1 pseudogene is annotated in these 624 nt (G+C 64.6%); it reads left to right on the forward strand.

The features are described from left to right. Positions 1-624: pseudogene (locus ACU8YC_RS25540) on the forward strand (threonine ammonia-lyase, biosynthetic); the annotation flags it as partial.

The raw sequence follows: 624 nt of genomic DNA on the forward strand, positions 1-624 counted from the left end.
TACGTCGATGAGGTGATCACCGTCAGCACCGACGAGATCTGCGCGGCGATCAAGGACATCTACGACGACACCCGCTCGATCACCGAGCCGGCCGGTGCCCTGGCCGTGGCCGGGATCAAGAAGTATGTCGAGCGCGACGGCGTTAGCGGTCAGGTGCTGGTGGGCATCGACTCGTGCGCCAACGTCAATTTCGACCGCCTGCGCCATGTCGCCGAGCGCGCCGAACTGGGCGAGAAGCGCGAAGCGATCATCGCCGTCACCATTCCCGAGCAGCCCGGCAGCTTCAAGGCCTTTTGCGAGGCGATCGGCAAGCGCCAGATCACCGAATTCAATTACCGCTACCACACCGACCGCGAGGCGCACATTTTCGTCGGCGTGCAGACCCATCCGGAAAACGACCCGCGCGCGGCGCTGGTGCAGGGCCTGCGTGACAAGGGCTTCCCGGTGCTCGATCTGACCGACAACGAACTGGCCAAGCTGCACACCCGGCACATGGTCGGTGGGCACGCGGCCGGGGTCAGCGACGAGATGGTGCTGCGCTTCGAATTCCCGGAACGGCCCGGCGCGCTGTTCAACTTCCTCAACAAGCTGGGCGGGCGCTGGAACATCTCGATGTTCCACTAC

This window comes from Citrobacter sp. VF227 (assembly GCF_052950715.1).